Source organism: Phenylobacterium sp. (assembly GCF_016793285.1).
Lineage (GTDB): Bacteria > Pseudomonadota > Alphaproteobacteria > Caulobacterales > Caulobacteraceae > Phenylobacterium.
The window spans coordinates 37,361-57,558 of sequence record NZ_JAEUMO010000080.1 but is presented as its reverse complement, the minus strand read 5'-3'; the positions used below and the strand labels follow the sequence as shown (position 1 = coordinate 57,558).

Annotated in this window: 21 protein-coding genes; 12 read left to right on the top strand and 9 right to left on the bottom strand. The window is 72.1% G+C overall.

Features of this window, described 5'->3' with window-relative positions:
* Window positions 1–100: 100 nt before the first annotated feature.
* Window positions 101–1,060 (bottom strand): acetyl-CoA carboxylase carboxyltransferase subunit alpha, encoded by a 960-nt coding sequence (locus JNL41_RS08450; protein ID WP_293473967.1) that lies wholly within the window; start codon window positions 1,058–1,060, stop codon window positions 101–103.
* Window positions 1,061–1,220: 160 nt separating this feature from the next.
* Between JNL41_RS08450 and JNL41_RS08445 the strand changes: the two genes are divergently transcribed.
* The gene (locus JNL41_RS08445) at window positions 1,221–2,009 is read left to right on the top strand and encodes a glycine zipper 2TM domain-containing protein (RefSeq protein WP_293473965.1); all 789 of its coding nucleotides are present in this window, start codon (window positions 1,221–1,223) and stop codon (window positions 2,007–2,009) included.
* A gap of 43 nt (window positions 2,010–2,052) precedes the next feature.
* Here JNL41_RS08445 and JNL41_RS08440 read toward each other — a convergent pair whose 3' ends face one another.
* Window positions 2,053–2,994, bottom strand: a complete 942-nt coding sequence (locus JNL41_RS08440) for a site-specific tyrosine recombinase XerD (protein WP_293473963.1) — start codon at window positions 2,992–2,994, stop codon at window positions 2,053–2,055.
* The gene (locus JNL41_RS08435) at window positions 2,991–4,184 is read right to left on the bottom strand and encodes a hypothetical protein (RefSeq protein WP_293473961.1); all 1,194 of its coding nucleotides are present in this window, start codon (window positions 4,182–4,184) and stop codon (window positions 2,991–2,993) included. Before JNL41_RS08435 ends, JNL41_RS08440 begins: the two co-directional genes overlap by 4 nt.
* A 68-nt stretch (window positions 4,185–4,252) precedes the next feature.
* Between JNL41_RS08435 and JNL41_RS08430 the strand changes: the two genes are divergently transcribed.
* Genes JNL41_RS08430 through JNL41_RS08420 form a run of 3 tightly spaced genes read left to right on the top strand, consistent with a single transcriptional unit; the run spans window position 4,253 to window position 7,216 of the window.
* Entirely contained in the window at window positions 4,253–4,801 is a 549-nt protein-coding gene (locus JNL41_RS08430) for a shikimate kinase (protein WP_293473959.1), read from the top strand.
* Entirely contained in the window at window positions 4,798–5,910 is a 1,113-nt protein-coding gene (gene aroB / locus JNL41_RS08425; protein ID WP_293473957.1) for a 3-dehydroquinate synthase, read from the top strand. The genes JNL41_RS08430 and aroB overlap by 4 nt, the downstream gene beginning before the upstream one ends.
* A 13-nt stretch (window positions 5,911–5,923) precedes the next feature.
* Complete coding sequence (locus tag JNL41_RS08420; protein ID WP_293473956.1) at window positions 5,924–7,216, top strand: HlyC/CorC family transporter; 1,293 nt, start codon at window positions 5,924–5,926, stop codon at window positions 7,214–7,216.
* Here the strand turns inward: JNL41_RS08420 and JNL41_RS08415 are convergent.
* Together JNL41_RS08415 and JNL41_RS08410 are read right to left on the bottom strand one after the other, a co-directional pair.
* A complete protein-coding gene (locus tag JNL41_RS08415; RefSeq protein ID WP_293473954.1) occupies window positions 7,213–7,464 on the bottom strand; it encodes a DUF3297 family protein in 252 nt (83 codons plus the stop codon). The two genes, JNL41_RS08420 and JNL41_RS08415, sit on opposite strands and share 4 nt — an antisense overlap.
* Before the next feature lie 31 nt (window positions 7,465–7,495).
* A complete protein-coding gene (locus tag JNL41_RS08410; RefSeq protein WP_293473952.1) occupies window positions 7,496–7,849 on the bottom strand; it encodes a hypothetical protein in 354 nt (117 codons plus the stop codon).
* Window positions 7,850–7,990: 141 nt separating this feature from the next.
* Between JNL41_RS08410 and JNL41_RS08405 the strand changes: the two genes are divergently transcribed.
* Entirely contained in the window at window positions 7,991–10,213 is a 2,223-nt protein-coding gene (locus tag JNL41_RS08405; RefSeq protein ID WP_293473950.1) for a S9 family peptidase, read from the top strand.
* 35 nt (window positions 10,214–10,248) lie between these two features.
* Here the strand turns inward: JNL41_RS08405 and JNL41_RS08400 are convergent, their stop codons facing one another.
* Window positions 10,249–10,998, bottom strand: a complete 750-nt coding sequence (locus JNL41_RS08400) for a class I SAM-dependent methyltransferase (RefSeq protein ID WP_293473948.1) — start codon at window positions 10,996–10,998, stop codon at window positions 10,249–10,251.
* Window positions 10,999–11,117: 119 nt separating this feature from the next.
* Between JNL41_RS08400 and JNL41_RS08395 the strand changes: the two genes are divergently transcribed.
* The gene (locus tag JNL41_RS08395) at window positions 11,118–11,945 is read left to right on the top strand and encodes a hypothetical protein (RefSeq protein WP_293473946.1); all 828 of its coding nucleotides are present in this window, start codon (window positions 11,118–11,120) and stop codon (window positions 11,943–11,945) included.
* Here the strand turns inward: JNL41_RS08395 and JNL41_RS08390 are convergent.
* Window positions 11,942–13,339, bottom strand: coding sequence for a PEPxxWA-CTERM sorting domain-containing protein (locus JNL41_RS08390; RefSeq protein ID WP_293473945.1), 1,398 nt, complete (start codon window positions 13,337–13,339; stop codon window positions 11,942–11,944). The genes JNL41_RS08395 and JNL41_RS08390 overlap by 4 nt on opposite strands.
* Window positions 13,340–14,219: 880 nt before the next feature.
* Here JNL41_RS08390 and JNL41_RS08385 point away from each other — a divergent pair.
* The gene (locus tag JNL41_RS08385) at window positions 14,220–15,047 is read left to right on the top strand and encodes a thioesterase family protein (protein WP_293473943.1); all 828 of its coding nucleotides are present in this window, start codon (window positions 14,220–14,222) and stop codon (window positions 15,045–15,047) included.
* Between the two features lie 77 nt (window positions 15,048–15,124).
* Here the strand turns inward: JNL41_RS08385 and JNL41_RS08380 are convergent, their stop codons facing one another.
* Window positions 15,125–15,526, bottom strand: a complete 402-nt coding sequence (locus JNL41_RS08380) for a glycine zipper 2TM domain-containing protein (RefSeq protein ID WP_293473941.1) — start codon at window positions 15,524–15,526, stop codon at window positions 15,125–15,127.
* Between the two features lie 786 nt (window positions 15,527–16,312).
* Between JNL41_RS08380 and plsY the strand changes: the two genes are divergently transcribed.
* The 5 genes from plsY (at window position 16,313) to JNL41_RS08355 (ending at window position 19,161) form a co-directional block, all read left to right on the top strand.
* A complete protein-coding gene (plsY, locus tag JNL41_RS08375) occupies window positions 16,313–16,966 on the top strand; it encodes a glycerol-3-phosphate 1-O-acyltransferase PlsY (RefSeq protein WP_293473940.1) in 654 nt (217 codons plus the stop codon).
* A 151-nt stretch (window positions 16,967–17,117) separates the two neighbouring features.
* On the top strand, window positions 17,118–17,429 hold the full coding sequence (locus JNL41_RS08370; protein WP_293473939.1) for a hypothetical protein: 312 nt from the start codon (window positions 17,118–17,120) through the stop codon (window positions 17,427–17,429).
* Between the two features lie 86 nt (window positions 17,430–17,515).
* Entirely contained in the window at window positions 17,516–18,460 is a 945-nt protein-coding gene (locus JNL41_RS08365; RefSeq protein ID WP_293473937.1) for a hypothetical protein, read from the top strand.
* A 97-nt stretch (window positions 18,461–18,557) separates the two neighbouring features.
* On the top strand, window positions 18,558–18,680 hold the full coding sequence (locus tag JNL41_RS08360) for a hypothetical protein (RefSeq protein WP_293473935.1): 123 nt from the start codon (window positions 18,558–18,560) through the stop codon (window positions 18,678–18,680).
* A gap of 79 nt (window positions 18,681–18,759) precedes the next feature.
* A complete protein-coding gene (locus tag JNL41_RS08355; protein WP_293473933.1) occupies window positions 18,760–19,161 on the top strand; it encodes a YciI family protein in 402 nt (133 codons plus the stop codon).
* A gap of 7 nt (window positions 19,162–19,168) precedes the next feature.
* Here the strand turns inward: JNL41_RS08355 and JNL41_RS08350 are convergent, their stop codons facing one another.
* Window positions 19,169–20,104, bottom strand: a complete 936-nt coding sequence (locus JNL41_RS08350; protein ID WP_293473931.1) for a phytanoyl-CoA dioxygenase family protein — start codon at window positions 20,102–20,104, stop codon at window positions 19,169–19,171.
* Window positions 20,105–20,198: the final 94 nt, after the last annotated feature.

The window sequence follows — 20,198 nt, the reverse complement described above, 5'->3', positions numbered from 1 at the left end:
GGACCCGGCCAGCCTTTGAAGGCCGGATACGAAGGAGCCGCCGGGGCGACCCGGCGGCTCTTTTCGTTCTGCCGCCGCGGGCGGGAAGGGCTGGCGCGGGCTACTGCAGGCCGCTGCGGCCGATGGCGTAGAAGCGCTCGGCGCGGGCGGCCTTGAGCTCGGCGGCCGACAGGCCGTCGAGCGCCTTCAGCTCTTCCTCCACCGCCGCGCCGACGGCGGCCATCGCCGCCTCGGGGCTGGCGTGCGCGCCGCCCGGAGGTTCGGGGATGATACGGTCGACGATGTTCAGCTTGATGAGGTCCTGGGCGGTGATCTTCATCGCCTTGGCCGCCTCGCCCGGCGTGCGCGCGCCGCGCCACAGGATCGAGTTGGCGCCCTCTGGGGGGATCACCGAATAGATGGCGTGTTCCAGGATCAGCACGCGGCTGCCGCAGGCGATGCCCAGCGCGCCGCCCGAGCCGCCCTCGCCCGTGACCACGGCGACCATCGGCACTTCGAGCATCAGCGCCTTCTCGGTCGAGCGCGCGATGGCCTCGGCGACGCCGCGCTCCTCGGACGCCATGCCCGGATAGGCGGCCGGCGTGTCCACGAAGCTGATCACCGGCAGGTGGAACCGCTCGGCCAGCTCGAACAGGCGCACCGCCTTGCGGTAGCCCTCGGGCCGGGCGTAGCCGAAGTTGTGTTTCACGCGCCCGGCGGTGTCGCGGCCCTTCTCGTGGCCCATCACGACCACCGCACGGCCCCGGAAACGGCCGATGCCGCCCATGATCGCCTGGTCGTCGGCGAACTTGCGGTCGCCGCGCAGCTCCTGGAACTCGTCGATCAGGGCCGCGACATAGTCCACGAAGTGCGGCCGGTCGGGATGGCGCGCGACCTGCGTCTTCTCCCACGCGTCCAGATTGGAATAGGCCTCGACCCGCAGTTCCTGGGCCCGCGCACGCAGGGCCTCGATCTCCTCGTCCACGCCGCCGCCGGCGGTTTCCGACAGCTTGGACAGTTCTTCGATCTTGGCTTCGAGGTCGGCGATCGGCCGCTCGAACTCGAGGTAGTGCGCGGCCATCAGGGCGTCCGTACTGATGAGGCGGGGGCCTCAGGAAGCGGCGGAAATTAGGCGTGAACGGCCCCGCTCACAAGCCGCCAGCCCCGGACCGCTGTTTCGCGAGGTCGGAACGCTCAAGCCTGCGGATCGTTTGGGCCGACTGAGGGAGACCCGGAGAGACATGATGCTGAAGTCCCTGAACATCGCGATGGCGTCGTCGCTGGCGATCGCCACCGCGGCCACGCCCGCCCTGGCCCAGCAGTACCGGCCGACGGAAGAGTACCAGCGCCAGCAGCGCGAATACGACGCCCAGCGCGACCGCTACGAGGATCAGCGCGGCCAGTACGAGGCGAGCCGCGAAGCCTATCGCGAGTCCCGCCGCGACTACGCCTCGGCGCGCCGCGACTACGACCGCCGCCTGGCCGAGTGGGAACGCGCGCGGACGATCTACGACCGCCGCTACGGCTACGGCGCCTACGCGCGCCTCTACCCGCGTCCCGTCTGGGACACGACCACCTGGACCCGCTATGAGCCGCCGCCCTACGCCGGCTATTACGGCCGCAACACCTCGTCCACGAGCGTCCCGTGTTCGGCGTCGAGCGGCAACACGGTGGCGGGGGGCCTGATCGGCGCCCTGGCCGGCGCGGTCCTGGGCAGCCAGGTGGCCTCGCGCGGCGCCCGCACCGAAGGCGCGGTCCTCGGCGGCGTGGCCGGGGCGGTGATCGGCGGCTCGATCGGCAACGCCAGCGACCGCAGCTACAAGTGCGACGGCCGCGGCCCGTACTTCAGCTACGACGACACCGTGCCGTACCGCGAGGGCCGCCAGCGGTACTCCAGCGCCTACGACTACGGCTACTACAACCGCCAGCGCTGCCGTCTGGCCGCCGCGCCGGTGGACGCCTACGGCCGCGACCTGCGCTACGTCCGGGTCTGCCCGGACGACCAGGGCCGCTACCGCATCACGGGCTGAGTCCGGAGGGGCCGCGAAAGCGGCCCCCCGGATCACCCGTTGCCTACTTCTTTCGGGCCAGCGGGTGCTTCGACTGCACGACCTCGCGCAGGCGGTCCGAGGCGACGTGGGTGTAGATCTGGGTCGTGGCGATGTCGGCGTGGCCGAGCAGCTTCTGCACGACCCGCAGGTCGGCGCCGCCCTCCAGCAGGTGGGTGGCGAAGGCGTGGCGCAGGACGTGCGGGCTCACCCGCTGGGGGTCGATGCCGGCGCCGGCGGCCGCCTCGTCCAGCACCTGCGCGAACCGCCGCGGGGTCAGCCGCCCGGCCTTGCCGCGTGACGGGAACAGCCACGGATTGGCCTTCTCGACCCCCCTCTCGCCCTTGGGCAGGAACCCCGGGCGCGCCGCGAGGTAGGCCTTCACCGCCGCGCGGGCCCTGTCGTTCAACGGCGCGAGCCGCTCCTTGCCGCCCTTGCCCCTGACGATCAGATAGGCCGGGTCGCGCGCCAGCGCCGCGAGCGGCAGGGCCGTCAGTTCCGAGATCCGCAAGCCCGAGGCGTAGGCCAGTTCCACCATGCAGCCGAACCGCAGGCCCTGCGCCCCGTCGCGGGCGCCGGCCGCGGCGATCAGCCGGTCCATCTCCTCGCGCGAGAGCACCCTGGGCAACGGCCGGCCCTTCTTCGGCGCCTCGACGCGCCGGCTGGGGTCGTCGTCGCGCCAGCCCTCGCCCAGCACGAAGCGGTAGAACTGCCGCACCGCCGCGCGCCGGCGCGCCGCCGTGGCCGGCGACAGCCCCCGCGCGCCCAGCGCCGCGAAATAGGCCTCGACGTCCTCGGCGCGCGCCGCCGCCAGGCCGCAGCCCCGCGCCGCCAGGAAGCCGCCGGCATCGGCGAGGTCGCGGGCATAGGCGGTGAGCGTGTTGCGCGCGGCGGCGCGCTCGACGGCCATCATCTCGAGGAAGGCGTCGGCCCAGTTCTCCCCTTGGCCGGCGGCGCCTGCGGTCATTTCAGGCCCGCCAGGCCTTCCAGCACGAAGAGCCGCGCGTCGTCGAGCAGGCCGGCGCGGGCCAGCGTCCGCACGATCCGCACGCGGTCGCCGACAGCCGGTCCCGCCGCGCCGGCGTCGGCGCAGGTCCACAGCGCCAGCAGCGCCGCCTCGCCCATGCGCCGCGTGTCGGAGGCCGCGTCCAGCGCCGCGTTGCGGCCGGCCGGCGCCTTGCCGTCCGGGACCGCGAAGCCGGCGATTCTCGCCCGGTCGGGCCCCGGCAGGTCGTTGGCGAGCGACGCGACCATCAGCGCCGCGGCCTGCAGCCGCGCCCGCTGCTTCGGCTCGGCCGCCGCGGCCGCCGCGGAGATCAGCGCCGAGACGCCCGCCTCCGGCGGCATCCCCTCGCGCACGGCCGCGCCCAGGCCGCCGATCTCGGTGTCGACGAGGCTGGTGTCGAACGTCGGCGTCGCGGGCTCGGCGCCCGACAGCGCCGCAGCCACCACCGGGCCGGGCTTCGCCGCCGCCAGGTCCAGGTTCAGCGACCGCGAGAGCGCAAGGTCCAGCCCGTTGCGCGCCGACGCCGCGCCGGGTGTCGCGCCCGACAGCTTCGCCGCCATCAGCCGGCCGAAGACCGCGTCGCGCGCCTGCGTCTGCGCCAGGTCGAAGGTGAGCTGGGCCTGCGCCCCCTGCCCGGCCTCGGCCTGGCAGAAGGCGCGAAGGCGCAGCCAGTACACCTCGCCGCGGTTCGTCCCGAGCCCGTCGGCGATGCCGCACGCGCGCGCCGCGTCGCCGGCCAGCAGGGCCGTCTCGGCCGCCGCACGCGCCAGCTCGGCGTTCCGCTCCAGCCCCGGCGCCCGCTCCATCAGGCGCGTGGCCGCCGCGACGTCGCCCAGGGCGATCAGCGCCGCCGCCCGCTGGCCGGCCAGCGCCTCGTCGCCCGACGAGCCCTCGGGTCCCCTTGCGCCGGTGGCCAGGATGCGCCGCGCCAGGTTCGCGGCCGCGGGCGACAGCGGCTTGGCGGCCAGCATCGGCAGCACGATGCGGGCGGTCTCGACGGGCGTCCCGGTCCAGAGCTCCGCAGGCATCCCGGTGTCGCGGCCGGGCGTGGAGAAAGCGTCGGGCGCGGCCAGTTGCACGACCTGCACCTGAGCGGCGGCGGGGGCCGCGGCGAGCGCGAGGACGCTCGCGAAGAGGGCGAAACGCAACATGGCGGTCACCTTACCCATGGCCTCCGATTGGCGCGAGCACACAGGCTCGTGTAAAGCCTCACCCGTTCATGGACCGCTACGAACCGCTTCGACGTCGCACTATCGCGCTTGTGGGCCTCATGGGCGTCGGCAAGTCGAGCGTCGGCCGTCGCCTCGCCAACACGCTGGGCCTGCCGTTCCGCGACGCCGACACCGAGGTCGAGGCCGCCGCCGGGCGCTCGATCTCCGAGATCTTCGCGGAACTGGGCGAGGCCACCTTCCGCGACGGCGAACGCCGCGTGATCGCCCGCCTGCTGGACGGCCCGCCGCATGTGATGGCCACCGGCGGCGGCGCCTTCATGAACGGCGAGACCCGGGCGCTCATCAAGGCCCGCGCCGTCTCGGTCTGGCTGAAGACCGACCTGGAGATCCTGGCCCGGCGCGTCGGCCGCAAGGACACCCGGCCGCTGCTCACCGGCAAGGACCCGATGGAGGTGCTGAAGGCCCAGGCCGAGGCGCGCTATCCGGCCTACGCCGAGGCCGACGTCACGGTCGAGACCGGCGATGCGGCGCATCACATTACCGTGGGCCAGGTGATCGAGGCGCTCTCGGCGCACCTTGGCGAGCCCGCCGAATGAGCCGCGCGATCTCCGTGGGACTGGGGGAGCGCGCCTACGACGTGCTCGTGGGCGAGGGCCTGCTGGAGCAGGCCGGCCGCCTGATCGCCCCGTTGCAGAAGCGCGGCCGCACCGCCGTCGTCTCCGACGAGACGGTCTGGGCGCTGCACGGGCCGCGTCTGACCGCCGCCCTGGCCGTTGCCGGCATCGAGGCGCTGCCGGTGATCGTGCCGCCCGGCGAGCAGACCAAGAGCTTCGAGGGTCTGGCCGACGTCAGCGACCGCCTGCTGGCGCTGGAGCTCGACCGGGGGGACATCGTCACTGCCTTCGGCGGCGGCGTGGTGGGCGATCTGACGGGCTTCGCGGCCGCGATCTACAAGCGCGGCATCGACTTCGTGCAGATCCCGACGACCCTGCTGGCCCAGGTTGACAGCTCGGTCGGCGGCAAGACCGCCATCGACACCCCGCGCGGCAAGAACCTGGTCGGCGCCTTCCACCAGCCGCGCCTGGTGCTGGCCGACCTCTCGGTGCTCGCCACCCTGGACGACCGCGAGATGCGCGCCGGCTACGCCGAGGTCATCAAGTACGGCCTGCTGGGCGACCGCGCCTTCTTCGAGTGGCTGGAGGCGAACGGGGCCGCCGTGCTGGCGCGCGAGCCGTCGGCGCTGAGCCATGCCGTGGCGCGTTCCGTCGAGATGAAGGCCGAGATCGTCGCCGAGGACGAAAAAGAGCAGGGCCGCCGCGCGCTGCTGAACCTCGGCCACACCTTCGCGCACGCGCTGGAGGCCGAGACCGGCTACGGCGCCGCCCTGCTGCACGGCGAGGCGGTCGGCGTCGGCATGGCGCTGGCCTTCCGGTTCTCCGCAGGCCTTGGCCTGACCGACGGCCAGGACGCCGGCCGCGCCGGGCGCGCCATCGCCGCCTCGGGCCTGCCGACCACGCTGGCCGACATCCCGGGCCATCCGTTCGACGCCGCCCGCCTGGTGGCCCACATGGCGCAGGACAAGAAGGCCGAGGCCGGCCGCCTGACGTTCATCCTTGCCCGCGCCCTGGGCGACGCCTTCGTCGCCAAGGACGTGGACGCCGGCGCGGTGCGCCAATTCCTGGTCGCGGAAGGTGCGGCCGCTTGAGGACCAGACCCTGATGCTCGTCGCGCTGCTCGCGACCCTCGCCCCCTCGCTGATCATCCTGCTGACCATGTCGGCGCTGCTGTCGGCGTCCGAGACCTCGATGACGGCGGCCAGCCGCGGACGTCTGCACCAGTTGGAGCGCGACGGCGACCCCGCCGCGCGCCGGATCAACCGCCTCCTGACCAACCAGGAGACGATGATCGGGGCCATCCTGCTCGCCAACAATGTCATCAACATCGGCGCCTCGGCGCTCACCACCAGCGTCCTGTCGGCCGCCTTCCCCGGCGTCTGGGGCGCGCTCATCGCGACGGCCGTCATGACCGTGCTGGTGGTGGTCTTCTCCGAGATCCTGCCCAAGACGCTGGCCATCGCCCGCGCCGACGACGTGGCGCGCACGCTGTCGATCCCGACCTACTGGACCGTGCGCATCTTCGGCCCGCTGGCCGACGGCGCGCAGTGGATCGTGCGCCAGACGCTCCGGCCCTTCGGCATCCGGCTCGACGCCGGGACCGACGTGCTGGCCGCGCACGAGGAGATCCGCGGGGCGGTCGAGTACCACCACTCGGAAGGCCTGGTGGAGACCCGCGACCGTTACATGCTGGGCGGCGTCCTGGACCTCAGCGAGATGGACGTCTCCGAGGTGATGATCCACCGCCGCTCGATGGCCACGCTGGACGGCGGCCTCGCGCCCCGCGAGATGCTGCGCCAGGCCCTGGACTCCAACCACACCCGCGTCCCGGTCTACCGCGACGAGCCGGACAACATCGTCGGCGTCCTGCACCTGAAGGACCTGCTGAACGCCCTCGTCGAGTCCGACGGCGACATCGAGAGGATCGACATCCCCGACATCCTGCGCGAGCCCTGGTTCATCCCCGAGACGACCTCGCTGAAGGACCAGCTCGCCGCCTTCCTGAAACGGCAGAACCACTTCGCGCTCGTCGTCGACGAGTACGGGGCGCTACAGGGGCTCGTCACCCTCGAGGACATCCTCGAGGAGATCGTGGGCGAGATCGAGGACGAGCACGACGTCACCGCGGTCGGCGTGAAGCCCCTGCCCGACGGCGCGGTCATGGTGGAAGGTTCGGTGACGATCCGCGACCTCAACCGCGCGATGAACTGGGATCTGCCCGACGACGAGGCGGTGACGGTCGCCGGCCTGCTGATCCACGAGGCGCAGGCCATCCCGGAGGTCGGCCAGACCTACACCTTCCACCGCCACCGTTTCAGCGTCGTCGCGCGCAAGGGGGCCCGCGTCACCTCGCTGCGCGTCGAGCCCCTGCCGCCTGCGGACGACGACGAGGATTAGCCTTCGCGGAAGTAGGGCTCGACCGGGCCCTGCAGCTTCATGGTCAGCGGGTTGCCGTGGCGGTCCTTGGAGGCGCCCACCGACAGGCGGACCCAGCCTTCGCTGACGCAGTATTCCTCGACGTTGGTCTTGTCCTGGCCCTTGAAGCGCACGCCCACGTTCCGGGCGAGGACGGCCTCGTCGTAATAGGGGCTGTTCGGGTCGACGCTGAGCCGGTCGGGCAGGGTCGGAAGGGTGTCTTCGCTCATGGGCGGGAGGTCGCACGCCGCGCCGCCCAATTCAAGGCTTGGCGCCCGCCGCGTCGGCCTGGGCTTTCTCCAGCGAAACCGCGAGCTTGGCCATGACCTCGGGCGTCAGCGCCCGGCCGTGGTCGGGATCGATCGACAGGCCCTGGATGCTGACGCCGTCGAACAGCGTGCCGACCTCAGGGTCGCGCATCCGCGCGGACATGCCGGGGAAATGCCTGTCCAGCCAGGCCAGGGTCACCGGATCCTCCATCAGCGTGTGGATCGGCGTCTCCAGCGTGTACGTCGCGTGCGGCCTGGCGGCCGGCGCGGGCGCGGGCGCCTCGGGCTGGGCCGACGCCGTCGGCGCGAGGGCCAGCAGGCCGAGCGCGAAGATCGTGATGCGCATGACGTCTCCTCCCATGACGCAGTCTGCCCGAGGCGCCGCCGACGGCGATTGCACGCTCCGTTTCAGCCCTGGCGCATGGTGACCGGCGGCCGTCACAGCGCCTGCATTGCCAAGCGCGTCGGTTCCCTGTTCAACGCCGCCATGAAGCTTCCTGCCGCCGCACTCGCGGCCCTGATCGCCGCGACACCCGCCATGGCCGCCCCCGCCCTTCCCTCGCGCCTTCCCCCGCAACGGGTCTTCGAAAGCCCCGACCTTTCCGGGCCCCGCGCCCGCGGGGTGAAGCTGTCGCCCGACGGCAAGGCGGTGACCTACATCAAGACCCGCGCCGACGACCTGCTGGTCACCGACCTCTGGATCGCCGACGTGGCGGGCGGCGCGCCGCGCATGCTGCTCGACGGCAGGACACTGGCCCCCGAAGTCCGTGAGCTCTCCGAGGCCGAGAAGGCGCGCCGGGAACGGGCCGGCGTCGCCACCCGCGGCGTGGTCGACTACGCCTGGGACGCCCAAGGGAAACTCATCCTGGCCCCGGTCGAGGGCGATCTCTGGGTCTACGACGTGGCCGCCCGGCAGGCGCGCCAGCTCACCAGGTCCGCGGCCGACGAGATCGACGCCAAGATCTCGCCGAAGGGCGGCTTCGTCTCCTTCGTGCGCGACGACAACCTGTTCATCGTCCCGGCCGCCGGCGGCGCCGAGCGCGCCCTGACCGAAGGCGGGACGGAGCTGAAAAGCTGGGGCACGGCCGAGTTCATCGCCCAGGAGGAGATGGACCGCTCCACCGGCTACTGGTGGAGCCCCGACGACCGCGCCGTCGCCGTGGCCTTCGTCGACCAGACAGGCGTCGACGTCGTGCCGCGGCCCGAGGTGAACGCCACCGGCGCGCTCGTCGTCCCGCAGCGCTATCCGCGCCCCGGCCGCCCGAACGCCAGGGTAGACCTCTACGTCCAGCCGCTTTCGGGCGCGCGCGTCAGGGTGGACCTGGGCGCCGACGCCGACGTCTACCTGGCCCGCGTCGCCTGGGCGAAGGACGGCCGGACGCTCTACGTCCAGCGCCAGAGCCGCGACCAGCGCCGCCTCGACCTGCTGGCCGTCGATCCGGCGACCGGCGCATCGAAGGTGATCCTCACCGAGACGAGCCCGCACTGGGTCGACCTCTCCAACGACTTCAGGCCTCTGAAGGACGGGACCTTCCTCTGGTCGTCCGAGCGCTCGGGCTTCCTGCACCTCTACCTCTACGGCGCCGACGGCAAGCCGATCCGCCAGGTGACCCAGGGCGACTGGCCCGTGCAGGAGATCGCCGGCGTCGACGAGGCCGCGGGCCGCGTGCTGTTCCTCGCCCACAAGGACAACCCGGTCGAAAGCCGCCTCTATTCGGTTTCGTACAAGACGCCCGGCGAGCCGAAGGCCCTGACCTCCGCCGGCGGCTCGTGGAGCGTCACCGTCGCCGACAAGGGCGGCGCCTTCGCCGGAACTTACGAGGATCCCCGGACCCCGCCGCAGACGGCGCTCTACAAGGCGGATGGGACGCGCGTGCGGTGGATCGAAGAGAACGCGCTGAAGGCGGGCCACCCGTTCTGGCCCTACGCCGAGCGGCTGCGCGTCCCCGAGTTCGGGACCGTCAAGGCCGCGGACGGCCAGGACCTGTGGTGGGAGCTGCGCACCCCGCCCGGCTTCGATCCGGCGAGGAGGTATCCGGTGATCGTCCAGGTCTATGGCGGCCCCGGCAGCGCCCGCGTGGCCAGGAACTGGCATACCCCGGAAGACCAGATCCTGCTCGACGCCGGCTACATCCTGTTCCGGCTCGACAACCGCGGCACGCCGAACCGCTCGGTCGCCTTCAAGACTGCCATCGACCGGCGCATGGGCCAGCTCGAGGTCGACGACCAGATCGCCGGGGCGAGATACCTGCAGTCGCTACCCTACGTGGACGCGGCCAACATCGGCGTCACCGGCTGGTCCTACGGCGGCTACATGACGCTGCTGATGCTCACGGCGAAGGACAGCCCCTTCAAGGCCGGCGTCGCCGGGGCCCCGGTCACCGACTGGGCGCTCTACGACACCCACTACACCGAGCGCTACATGGGCACGCCCGCCGACAACCCGAAGGGATATGCGGCGACCGAGCTCGTGGCCCGCATGCCGCAGATCGGGCCGGGCTCGCTGCTGGTGATGCACGGCATGGCCGACGACAACGTCACCTTCGACCACACGACGCGGATCCTGTTCGCGCTCCAGGCCGCGGGCACGCCGTTCGAGACCATGGTCTATCCCGGCCTGCGCCACCGCGGCGGCTGGACGCCGAACAACCGCATGCACCGCGCGATGCAGGCGCTGGACTTCTTCGACCGCAAGCTGAAGGGGCGCTGAGGCCCGCCGTTCAGCCTGCGGTCGCGGGGCCGGGCCTACTTCGGCTTCCGGAACTTCATCACGAACTGGTCGGTCTTCCCGCGGATGGACGCGTCGAACACGCCAGCCGTGTGGGGGTCGGCGGCGTCCTTGAGCAGCGGGCTCTCGGCTTCGAGCCTGAAACCGGCGGCCTCGACCTCCTGCTTCACGATCGAGGGCTCGATGCGATGCACCTTCATCGCCGCCTCCAGCCCCGAGCCGGGCGCTGCGACGTGGTCGACGATCAGGTAGACGCCGCCCGGCTTCAGCGACTTGAACACCTCGGCGTTGACCTTCGCGGCCGTGTCCTTGGGGAACGGCGTCAGGTGCAGGTCGTGGTAGTTCTGGACGGTCAGCACCATGTCCAGGCCGTCGGGCAGGTCCAGGGTCCCGAGCGAGCCCGTGACCGCCTTCACGTTGGGATAGGCGGCCGCGACCTTCTTCTGGTCCTCGCCGTAGCTCGCCTGGAACCGCACGAACTCGTCGGGCTGGTAGGCGTAGACCACGCCGGCCGGGCCCACCGCGAGCGACAGGATGCGGGTGAAGTAGCCGCCGCCCATGATCAGGTCGGCCACCTTGTCGCCGCTCTTCAGGCCGGCCCAGGCCAGGAGTTCGCCCGGCTTGCGCGCGGCGTCTCGCTTGACGTCATCGGCGCGGCCCTTGTCGGCCAGCGCCGCGGCGATGTTGCCGGGCAGCGCCGCCCAGGCCGCGCCGGCCGTTCCGACCGCTGCGGCGGCCAGCATCGAGATCCAAAGCTTGCGGGTCATGCCCGGCCTCCCTCGTGAGTCATGGCGACGGTCTAGCATCCGCGACGGTTCGGCCTCTAGCGGCCTGCGATCAACGGCCGTATCGTGGAGCTGCGTGTCAGTCGATCTGGAGCCTTCGCGTGATCAGGATGATCATCGGGGGCGCGGTGGCTGCTGCGCTCCTCCCGAACCTTGCCTCGGCCGCCCCGGCCAGACCCGTCGCGGCGCGCGCGCCGGCGCTGGCCTGGGTCATCACGCCCACCGACGCGGGCTGCCGGGTCGACCTGGACCTGCTCGCGCGCTCAGGCGCCAGCACGCCGGTGGCGCTCGTCTCCGACGGGCAGGTGACGAGCCTGCGGTTCTTCAAGGACAACCTGCCGACCCGCGCCTTCCTGCCGATCCGCATCGACAGGCAGCGGTTCTCGAACCTGATGCTGCGCGGCGACGGCAGTTCGGGCGAACTGGTGCTGTCAGAGGAGACCGAGGCCGCCATGCGGCGCGGCGGGACGCTGGGCATCGCCTGGCTGACCGAGGAGCCGCTCACCGCCTCGCTCTCGGGCTCTGAGCAGGGGATGGTCGACCTGAAGGTCTGCGGCGCCCAGATCGCGGTGCGGCACAAGGAGCGCGTCGCCGCCGACCAGGCCGCGCGCGACCGCGCCGAGGCCGAGGCGCGCGCCAGGCGCCTGAACGACGCGCAACTCGCCGCGATCCAGGCGCAGACCGCCGCCGCCGACGCCCAGCGCCGCCAGGTCGAGGAGACCGCCGAACGCCAACGCCGCGCCGAGGCCGAAGCGCGCGAACGCGCCTACGCCGAGGAGCGCCAGCGCGCCTACGAAGAGGAACGCCGGCGCGCCTACGAAGCCGCGCGTCGCGAAGAGGAAGACGATCGCCGCTGGAGTCCCGCGCCCGCCTACCCGGTGCAGCCGCGGCCGTACTATCCGCCGCGCTACGGCTACGAGCGGTATTAGCGGACCGAGGCGGCGAACCGGCGCCGGCGGATCGCGTAGCCCACCGCGCCGAAGCCCAGGATCATCATCGTCCAGGTCGCAGGCTCGGGGACAGCCGCCGACGGGCCGGGCGTGCCGGGCGTCGTCTGGTCGCCGCCGCCGGTGTCGCCACCGCCGCCGCCACCGCCCGTGTCGCCATCACCCGTGTCGCCGCCACCCGTGCCGCCACCGCCGGTGTTCCCGCCACCCGTGCCGGGAGGCGTCAGGTCGAACGGATTGTTCGTGCCGCCGCCACCACCGCCGCCCGTGGGCGTGCCCGGGACCGTGGGTTCGGTCGGCGGACCGCCCGTGGGCGGAAGCGGACCGGTCGGGTCCACGCTGGGGGGAAGCGGGGTCGTCGGGTTGAAGGGGTCTCCGCCGCCCGTGGTCGGGCCGGTGGTGTCGCCGCCGCCCGTGCCGCCGCCGGCATCTCCGCCTGCGCCACCGCCCGTGCCGCCGCCAGTACCGCCCGCGCCGCCAGCGCCACCCGCGCCGCCGCCGCCTGCACCACCGCCGCCGCCGAGGCCAACGCCCGGATCGAGGTCGCCGCTGGGATCGAAGCTGGGATCGACCACGGTCGTGCCGCCGTCGCCGGTCGGCGGAGCCGGGTCGCCGGCCGTCGGCGCAGGATCGCCCCCGGTCCCGCCACCGCTCGCGCCCTCGTCGCCGCCGTCGCCGACGCCACCGCCGCCCGAGCCGCCGCCGAAGCCGCCGCCGGGCGAGGTCGCCCCGCCGTCGCCGCCCCCGGCGCCGCCGCCAGCACCGCCACCGCCGCCGCCGGCCGTCGTCCCGCCGTCGTCACCGACCGTGGGGCCGCCCGCGTCGGGAGTCACGTCGCCGCCGGTGGGCTGGTCCGGGTTCGCCGGGCCTTCGTTGTGGAACAGGTTCAGACGACCGCCGTCGAGGGCGCCGTTGCCTTCCATCAGGGTCGGCGACGCCAGCGCGGTCGCGCCGAACATCATGAACATCACCGGCCCGTGCCGGCGCAGCTTGTGGTGCCAAGTCTCGCCCGGGCAGACCTCGGGGCGCAGCGCCGGGTGCCAGGGGGCCAGCGGGCAGATCTCGCCGTCGGGGCCCAGCACCTTGCCGGGCCACATCCAGCTCCACAGCCAGGAGAAGTGCCACCAGCGGCGCACGCCGCGGTCGGCCACGTTCGGCCACATCCAGCCGAACAGGATCGCCATCAGGCCGTGACGCCGGCCGTAGTTCTCGTCGTGGACGGCGGTGGGCCACAGCCAGCCGAGCAGCGTGCTCCAGGCCAGCAGGCCCGTGCGCTCGTCGCGCTGCTCCTTGGCCTCCGGCCACAGCCAGGCCAGGAGGCTGGTCGCCAGGCCTGCGCGCCGGCGGCCGCGGCCGTCGTCGATCGCGACCGTCACGGCTGCGTCCCCCCAAGGGCGACCGGATGTTTCAAAATCAGCCAAGAAACCGCGCTTACCGACTGTTGCCTACAACTGGACGCCGCATCCACGGGGGACCCGCCGCCTACGGTAGAGGTGCCACAAAGTTGCCGGACTGTCGTCAAGCCAGGCCGACGCGCGACGCCTTGCCGCGGTTCGGCGCGCCAGGATTGTTGCGGGCCGGAAATGCGAAAATGACCGCCCGCGCCGCCGGCGCGTCGGTCGTCTCCACCCGTATTCGCGTGGCCAAAGCCGCGCATGAGCCTGCTCCTGGTCGACCGCGCAGGGGACCGCGGCATGGTTTCATCTTCACCCTGGGACGCCGGGGGATACGTCTCAAGGCCATTCAATTTGCAGGAGAAATACTCCCGATAAGGGAAAATCCCTGCGAAACGCGCAATTCTCTGCAAGTACGAGGCCACCTTGGCCTTGGATGCACGCCGCGTCGCAACACGGTCTGAAGAGGGCTTCGCAGGTGAGGCCCGACTCGCGCAGCGCCGGCGCGGGTGCCGGGCGGCCGGCACGAAAAAGGGCCCCGAAGGGCCCTCATCCGTCGCTTGGTCGGCGGGCTCAGATGCCCAGGCCGGCCGTGGCGAGGGAGGCGATCAGACCGAGACCCAGCAGCAGGGCGGGGGCGATACGGTCGAAGGCGGTTTCGATGCGCGAGAAGGTCATTGATGTCTCCGTCAGCTTCTTCTTGTGAGGCGCCGGGGAAGCGGCGCTGTCCGTCTGGACACTGTTTAGATAGCACCATCTGAACGCTGCATAGATCAGCGATTTCACAGAGCCGCCATGCGTTTCTGTAGGGCGACGTCCGGTCCCTTCCGTGACGCCGCGGAGAGGCTGTAGACAGGCGCCCATGACCACGACGACCGAGACCCTGCAGATGCCGCTCACCCCCGTCGGCCCCGGCCGGTGGACGACGCTGGCCGGCCCCGAGTGGCGCAACCCCGGCGGCGGTCTCTGGGGCGGCTATGCCATCGGCCTCTGCATCCGGGTGATCGAATCCGAGCCCGGAGCGGTCGGCGAGGCCCTGTCGCTCACCCTGACCTATGCCGCCGCCCTGCCCGCCGGCGAACTCGACATCCGCACCCGACGCCTGCGCCAGGGCGGCTCGATCGGCGTGTGGGAAGTGGAGCTGCGCCCGGCCGGATCCGAGGAGGTCGGCGTCCACGCCATGGTCACCATGGCCAGGCGGCCGCAGACGCCGGCCTTCGCCTTCGCGTCCATGCCCGACGCGCCGGACCCGGACAGCCTGCCCAGTCCGTTGATGGTCGGCGCCTCCCAGCACTTCGGGGCCCAGGCGCTGGAGCGGCGCACGCTCGACACCTTCCCGCCCCGGCCGACCGGCGATTCGCGCACCCTGGCGTGGGTCCGCTCGCGCCGCGGCCCACTCGACAAGTCGCTGCTGGGGATGATCACCGACAACTCCGCGCCGCGCGCCTTCTACGCGCTCGGCCCCACGGTGATGACGACGACGCTGTCGCTCACCGTCTACCTGCACGCCACCGTGGCCGAGGTCGCCGAGGTGGGGCACGACTTCATCCTGGTCGAGTGCGAGGGCCGGGTCGGCGCCGGCGGCGCGTCGGACGAGCGCTCGAGCTACTGGCGGCGCGACGGCAAGCTGCTGGCCACCAGCGAACAGCTCTGCTGGTATCGCGAACACCGCCGCGAGCCGCCGGAGTAAGCGGCTCCGCCGCCTCGCTTCGTGGCCACCGGCCTTCCGCCCACAAGAAAGGGCCCCGAAGGGCCCTCTCTCCGCCTCTAGCGGCCGTAAGGGTAGCCGCTATTGCCGTAGCCGTCGTAGCGGCTGTTCCCGTAGTAGGGCTGGTAGCTGCGGCCGTTGCCGTAGTGGCCGCGGTCGTAGTTCCGGTAGCGGGTGTCGCGGCCGTAGTAGGGCTGGTTGGTCCGGTACGAGTAGCCGTTCCGGTAGTGGCGGCGGTCGTTGTCGCGGCCCGCGGCGGCCCCGAGGGCCGCGCCGGCCACGGCGCCGATCGCCACCGCCTCGCCCTTGCCGTCGCCGATGGCGGCGCCGGCGACACCGCCGATCAGGGCGCCGAGGAGGGCGCTTTCAGTCTTGGACGCGGCCGCGGCCTGACCCGCCGGGAGCGCCACGGCGCCCGCCACGGTCAGGGCCAGAACGGCCTTGGCGAAAGTCTTGGTCATGGCTCGTCTCCTTCAAGATGTTGGAGACACCCTAACGGCCCGCCCCTGAACGCCCCCGGAGCCGGTCGTTCATCTTCGCGACAGCCTGCGGCCACGGTCGGGACAAACGAAAAAGGGCCCCGAAAGGGACCCTCTGCCGTATTCGCGAGAGAATGAGGTCGGCCGCGAGGCCGGAGGAGTTGAGCGCCTCAGGCGACGCCCACCATGCCCACCGCCGCGAAGCCGCACACCAGGCCGAACATCGCCGTCAGCAGCAGGGCTGGGACGATCCGATCGACGTGGCTCCGGATCTGCGAGAGGCTCATAACTTGACCTTCAGTCTGGGGAGAAACCCGTGGGGAGCGGGCCGTCCGTGTGGACAAGCATCAGATAGCATCGCCGATGAAGATGAAGGATCGGTGAGTTCGCATGATGGCTCTGCATTTTCGCAATCGATGCGGGCCGGCCACATCTTCGCCTCCCAGGAGAGCGCGCTCCACCGTCCGGCGGGCCGCGTGCAGCCGTTCGCGGGCCGGCGAGGCCGCCGGGCGCTAGTGTGCTGGATCTGAAGTTCGCCTGCTTCCGGGTCGGAGCACCGAGCGAACTTCAGATCCAAAAAGCACACTAGAAACAGATGTTTCCCTAGTGTCCTTATCGATTCCGAAGTTCGACTGAGTTCGCCTCAGGCGCCTGCGAACTTCGGAATCGGGACACTAGGCTGCAGCGGCGAAATGTGGACTGGTCCGGGCTCGGAACTGCGTCCCGTCTTCGCGGACGTGCTGCGGGGGGCGTCGAGGCAAGTCAGGCATGGTCTTCTGGATCGCGAGCATCGCCGGCCTGGCCGTCGCCTACCTGCTGGGTTCGCTGCCCACCGGCTACATCGCCGGGCGGCTGCTCAGGGGCGCGGACATCCGCGAACTGGGCTCGGGCTCCACGGGCGCGACCAACGTCCTGCGCACCCTGGGCCCGCGGGCCGGCGCGACCGTGCTGGCGATCGACGTCCTGAAGGGCGCGGCGGCGATCCGCTTCGCCCTCTGGTTCTGGCCCTGGCTCTCGGCCCGGGCCGCCCCCGCGCCACCGCTCGACCCGCACGCGGCGCTGCCCTGGGCGGTCTGCCTGGCCGGGCTCGCGGCGCTCGTCGGCCACGCCCGGCCCGTGTGGCTGGGGTTCAGGGGCGGCAAGTCCGTCGCGACGGGCCTCGGCGTCCTCCTGGCGATGTCGTGGCCGGCGGGCGTCGGCGGCCTCGCCGTCTTCGCCGTCGCCGTGGCGGCCTTCCGGATCGTGTCGCTGGGCTCGATCCTGGCGGCGGCGACCGCCGTCGGCGTCGTCTGCGTCCTGCAGAACCCGCTGCCCTACCGGCTGATGGCGATCGCCGGCGGCGCCTACGTCGTCGTCCTGCACCGCGCCAACATCCTGCGGCTGCTGGCCGGGACCGAGCCGCGACTGGGCCGACGCGCCTAGGGCATCCGCCCCCGGACCGGCCCCACGCGCCGGCGAGTCGGGATCGCCGGCGCGGCGGACCGCGTCTTTCCGGCTTGGCCCTCGCGCCGGTGACGGCCATGATGCCACCGGGCTCCGGTTCCGGCGCCATTGTGACCGCCCGAGGGAGACGATGCTCTCGCTGATCCTGGCGACCCTGCTCCAGGCCGGCGCGCCCGCCGACCCGGCCTCGCCGCCGGCGGCGCCCGGGCAGACGGTCACCGTGGCCCCGGTCACCTCCGAAGGCCAGGCGATCACCTATGGGGTCGTCGAAGGCAAGGGCCAGCCGAAGCCGAAGAAGGTGTGCTTCAACGACGCCCAGAGCGGCTCGAAGATCCCCGTGAAGCGCTGCATGGACCGCAAGGAGTTCGAGCAGCAGAAGAACGACGCCCGCGATCATCTCTACCGGATCCAGAGCGACGTCCGCTCGCCCGGCGACGACTGAGTCGGCGATGGACGATCGCGCGCCTCATCGCCTAGCTTGACCGGAAGGGGCGCCTTCGCGCCGTGACGCAGATGGGGGTTTGCGCCATGACGACCGCGCGCAGGAAGACGTCCAACGCGATGCCGCTGATGGTGTTCGGCGCGGTGTCCGTGGTCGCGCTCGGCGGCGTCGGGATCTGGATCTTCTCGGACGTAGGCCGCGCCCGGAAGGAGGCCGAGGCCGCCGCCAGGGTCGTGCCCGCCATGCCGGACGGGAAGCTGCAGTTGGTCAGCTCGACCATGCAGGAGGCGGACTACATCTCGCTCGACGACCTGAAGCGCGGCGAGGACGGGTCCGTCTCGGTCACCCTGGTCAGGATCGGCCGCAAGGTCGATTCCATCGAGGGCGGCGCCGCGATGGTGACCCGCCGCGAAAGCGTCGACTGCGCCAGCCGACGCATCTTCGAAGGCCGCATCGGCATCTTCGACGTCGACGGCAGGCTCACGGGCGCCACCAACGGCTATTCCGGCGACCGCGGCCGGCCGGCCGACAGCGGCGACTACGAGATCCCGGCCGTTTGCGACGGCAAGAAGGGCCGCGTCGTCCAGGGCTTCCGCGTCGCCCAACGGGAGGTCCAGGCCCTGCCCGACGACGTCGCGGCGCGGGCAGAGACCCGTCCGGACGACGCGGAGGCCTGGGCCTGGCTCTGCGCCGCCGGGACGCGCAACCGCTGGCGGGACCGGACGCCCGACGACTGCGCGCATGCCCTGAAGCTGCGGCCGGACGATCATGCCACGCGGATCGACCGCGCCTTCATCCTCATGAAGATCGGCCGCGCGTCCGAGTCCGACGCGGAATTCGCCCGCGTGCTCGCCGACGATCCGCGCAACGCCACCGCCCTCTACGGGCGCAGCCTCAGCCACGCGCTGCGCGGCGACGAGGCCGCGGCCCGGAAGGACCGAGGCGCCGCCATGGACATCGAGGAAGACGTCCCCAACTGGATCGCCCGCACCTACAACCTCCAGGTCAGCCACCACTACCGGGTGCGGTGACCGGAGACGCGGCCGCAAGCTCGACCGCAGGCTTGATCTCGATCAAGTGGCCCCCGCCGCGGCGGGTCCACCTTGCGGTCATCCGAAGGAGCCCCGCGTGACCGCAGACAACGCCCCCGTCCTCATCGTCGTCATAGGCATGTTCGTGTCGCTCATGGCCGCCCTGGGCGCGGTCCAGTTCTGGAGCAACCTGCCCCACAAGACCGACCGCCGCCCCTGACCCGGACGGCCGCCGATTTGTCGGGGGGCCGCCGCCTTGTCCGTCCTAAGGTCGTTCGCGAACGATCGAAGGACCGCGCATGCTCTACGCCCTGCTGGCCTACCACGAGGAACACGTCATCCAGGGCCTCAGCGAGGCCGACGACGCGGCGCTGATGCGCGACCTGCACGCCGTCCACGGCCGCTGGGAGGCCGAAGGCGTGCTGGGCCCCGCGGCGCGCCTGGGCGCCACGACGCGGGCGAAGACCGTGCGCGGGCCCGGCCGCGGCCTGGTCACGGACGGCCCGTTCACCGAGACCAAGGAGGCGCTGCTGGGCTTCTACGTCATAGAGGCCGACAGCCTGGAGGACGCCGCCGAGAAGGCCCGCGACCTGAACGCCGCCAACCCCAGCGCCGCCTACGAGGTGCGCCCGATCGTCCTCTACCGCCCCGGCGCGCCCTTCCCGTTGACCGACACGGGCCTGGAGCACGTGCGGCCCTGAGCGCCGATCAGCCGACCGGCTTCACCTGCGCCTCGCGCCTCTCCGACGTCCGCGCGATGACCTCGGCCAGCAGCGCCGCGCCGCCCAGGCTGCCCTCCGCGTCGTCCAGCACGCCCAGCGACCATTCCGGCGGCACGGTCTCGGGCCCGGCGCCGGCCGGCAGCGGCGGGGTATAGTAGCCCAGCGCATAGTTGCTCATGGCGTAGCCCACGAGGGCGGCCAGTTGCGGATCCAGCTTGCGGGCCTCCTCCGGCGGGCACGAGAGGTACATGTTCTCCTCCTGCCGCAGCCATCCCAGCGAGTAGGTGATGTTGAGGCCCCATCGGTCGTGATCGGCGTCGTTCGCGCCGCCCGAGTGGAACACCGTGCCGGTGTAGATCAGCACCGAGCCCTTCCGCATCTCGGCGCGGCCGATCTCCTGCGGCTCGGCCTTGCGGTCGTCGGGCCAGACCTGCGAGCCGGGACAGACCTGGGTCGCCCCGTTCGCCGCGGTGAAGTCGGTGAGCGCCCAGATGGTGTTGAGCTGCGGCTCGATCCCCGGCATCTGCCGGCCCCAGGCCCAGCGGTCGCGGTGGATCGCCTGCGCCGTCTGCCCGGGCATGATCCGGATGAGCTGCGCCAGATGCAGTTGGTAGCGGTGGCAGTTTGGCTTCAGAAGCGCCTCGGCCAGCGCCAGCACCCGGGGGTCCATCACCAGGGGCCGGGTCCTCGGCGAACGGGCCACGAGGGCGCCGGTCCGCGTCGTGCGCGCGCCGGTGAAGCTGTCCTTGCCCGCCGGCGTGGCTTCGACGTAGGGCGTGAGCTCCGCGACCAGGGCATCGACGTCGGCGGCCGGGAGCGCATCGTCGAGGATCAGCGCGCCGTCACGTTCGAGCACCGCCATGATCTCGGCGCTCGGCGCATCGGCGCTCAGGTGGACCAGTTCGGGCATCGGCGTAGGCATCGCGGCACTCCTCCCCCCGCCACCTTGCGCCTTCCGAGGTCCGGCGCCTACCTCAGGAAGCTCGGCACGAAATAGGCCGCCAGCAGCAGGCCGA

What these genes read in the sequence shown, in the direction of transcription:
- JNL41_RS08385 (WP_293473943.1), top strand. Translation starts at nt 14,220, where the DNA reads ATGACCACGACGACCGAGACCCTGCAGATGCCGCTCACCCCCGTCGGC.
- JNL41_RS08435 (WP_293473961.1), bottom strand. Translation starts at nt 4,184, where the DNA reads ATGTTGCGTTTCGCCCTCTTCGCGAGCGTCCTCGCGCTCGCCGCGGCC.
- JNL41_RS08370 (WP_293473939.1), top strand. Translation starts at nt 17,118, where the DNA reads ATGCTCTCGCTGATCCTGGCGACCCTGCTCCAGGCCGGCGCGCCCGCC.
- JNL41_RS08350 (WP_293473931.1), bottom strand. Translation starts at nt 20,104, where the DNA reads ATGCCTACGCCGATGCCCGAACTGGTCCACCTGAGCGCCGATGCGCCG.
- JNL41_RS08445 (WP_293473965.1), top strand. Translation starts at nt 1,221, where the DNA reads ATGATGCTGAAGTCCCTGAACATCGCGATGGCGTCGTCGCTGGCGATC.
- JNL41_RS08415 (WP_293473954.1), bottom strand. Translation starts at nt 7,464, where the DNA reads ATGAGCGAAGACACCCTTCCGACCCTGCCCGACCGGCTCAGCGTCGAC.
- aroB (WP_293473957.1), top strand. Translation starts at nt 4,798, where the DNA reads ATGAGCCGCGCGATCTCCGTGGGACTGGGGGAGCGCGCCTACGACGTG.
- JNL41_RS08400 (WP_293473948.1), bottom strand. Translation starts at nt 10,998, where the DNA reads ATGACCCGCAAGCTTTGGATCTCGATGCTGGCCGCCGCAGCGGTCGGA.
- JNL41_RS08430 (WP_293473959.1), top strand. Translation starts at nt 4,253, where the DNA reads ATGGACCGCTACGAACCGCTTCGACGTCGCACTATCGCGCTTGTGGGC.
- JNL41_RS08365 (WP_293473937.1), top strand. Translation starts at nt 17,516, where the DNA reads ATGACGACCGCGCGCAGGAAGACGTCCAACGCGATGCCGCTGATGGTG.
- JNL41_RS08355 (WP_293473933.1), top strand. Translation starts at nt 18,760, where the DNA reads ATGCTCTACGCCCTGCTGGCCTACCACGAGGAACACGTCATCCAGGGC.
- JNL41_RS08410 (WP_293473952.1), bottom strand. Translation starts at nt 7,849, where the DNA reads ATGCGCATCACGATCTTCGCGCTCGGCCTGCTGGCCCTCGCGCCGACG.
- JNL41_RS08440 (WP_293473963.1), bottom strand. Translation starts at nt 2,994, where the DNA reads ATGACCGCAGGCGCCGCCGGCCAAGGGGAGAACTGGGCCGACGCCTTC.
- plsY (WP_293473940.1), top strand. Translation starts at nt 16,313, where the DNA reads ATGGTCTTCTGGATCGCGAGCATCGCCGGCCTGGCCGTCGCCTACCTG.
- JNL41_RS08450 (WP_293473967.1), bottom strand. Translation starts at nt 1,060, where the DNA reads ATGGCCGCGCACTACCTCGAGTTCGAGCGGCCGATCGCCGACCTCGAA.
- JNL41_RS08380 (WP_293473941.1), bottom strand. Translation starts at nt 15,526, where the DNA reads ATGACCAAGACTTTCGCCAAGGCCGTTCTGGCCCTGACCGTGGCGGGC.
- JNL41_RS08405 (WP_293473950.1), top strand. Translation starts at nt 7,991, where the DNA reads ATGAAGCTTCCTGCCGCCGCACTCGCGGCCCTGATCGCCGCGACACCC.
- JNL41_RS08420 (WP_293473956.1), top strand. Translation starts at nt 5,924, where the DNA reads ATGCTCGTCGCGCTGCTCGCGACCCTCGCCCCCTCGCTGATCATCCTG.